This window comes from Plantactinospora sp. B6F1 (assembly GCF_040120695.1).
GTDB lineage: Bacteria > Actinomycetota > Actinomycetes > Mycobacteriales > Micromonosporaceae > Plantactinospora.
The window spans coordinates 1-477 of sequence record NZ_JBEEAC010000119.1; the positions used below are offsets into that span (position 1 = coordinate 1).

Below are 477 nucleotides of genomic sequence, written 5' to 3' on the forward strand. Positions count from 1 at the left end.
ACTATTCATGCTCGCCGCCGAGGTCCCGGCCGCGATCCTGGCCAAAATGCTCGGCATCCACATCAAAGCAGCCGTCCAATGGCAGCAACTCTCCAACGGAGACTGGACCACCTGTCGGCGTACGGGTGTGCGTCCCCAGGTAGGTACGGATGAACGTGGCCAGGTCAGGCGACGTTGGCTTGGCCGTCGATGGCGGTGAGGCGGTTCTTGAGTCGGTAGCTGGGTCCGTTGATCGCGACCGCCCGCGGACACTTCCCCACCGAGCAGGCCGCTCTCAAGGTCCTCTACCTCACCGTGGTCAGCCTCGACCCGACCGGCAAGGGCCGCGTCCGCTGGTCCAACCGATGGAAAGCCGCGTTGAACGCCTTCGACATCACCTTCGACGGACGCGTCACCGCCGGCCGCCACTGACATCGACACAACTCGACACCAGCCAAGACACGCGAGAGAAATCTCCACCGTCAAGTTGACACACCC

The 477-nt window shown here is 63.7% G+C and carries 1 protein-coding gene and 1 pseudogene; both read left to right on the forward strand.

Features of this window, described 5'->3' with window-relative positions:
* A partial coding sequence (locus ABNF97_RS34065; protein WP_349341084.1) for a hypothetical protein occupies nucleotides 1-199 on the forward strand: 199 nt, incomplete at its 5' end.
* Between the two features lie 41 nt (nucleotides 200-240).
* Nucleotides 241-411: pseudogene (locus ABNF97_RS34070) on the forward strand (IS256 family transposase); the annotation flags it as partial.
* Nucleotides 412-477 lie beyond the last annotated feature (66 nt).